This is a genomic window from Vibrio sp. MarTm2 (assembly GCF_027587055.1).
In the GTDB taxonomy this organism is placed as follows: Bacteria; Pseudomonadota; Gammaproteobacteria; order Enterobacterales; family Vibrionaceae; genus Vibrio; species Vibrio sinaloensis_D.
In genome coordinates, this window is sequence record NZ_JAPPTK010000063.1 from 1 (window position 1) to 337 (window position 337).

Annotated in this window: 1 protein-coding gene; it reads left to right on the plus strand. The window is 52.8% G+C overall.

From position 1 onward, the window contains the following. On the plus strand, positions 1-337 hold a 337-nt coding region (locus OH458_RS22040; RefSeq protein WP_269979860.1), incomplete at both ends, for a major capsid protein P2.

Here is a 337-nt window from a genome sequence, read left to right on the forward strand (position 1 = left end):
AGAGGGTGTGGCATGGGGCAACCAAGCCACTCTGCGTTTGGTGTCGGGGCCAACCTACCAAAACCTTGAGCTAGTGACGAACATCTTTAACCCGTCTGATATTGAGCGCGTGCGCATCACTCACAACGGTAAAGAAATTGTCTCGCTCTCTGGTCAAGACATGGTGGATTTACAAGAGCACCGCTCGAACTACACGCAGCAAGGCCGCTACGTGATCTCGTTTAGCGATATGACCATGCGCACCAAGATTGGCGTCCGCCAAGGTGAGCTCGTGACGTTGCCAGGCGAAATCTGGTTTGTGTACATCCAACTGAAAGCGAAAAGCGGTGTTGAGGCA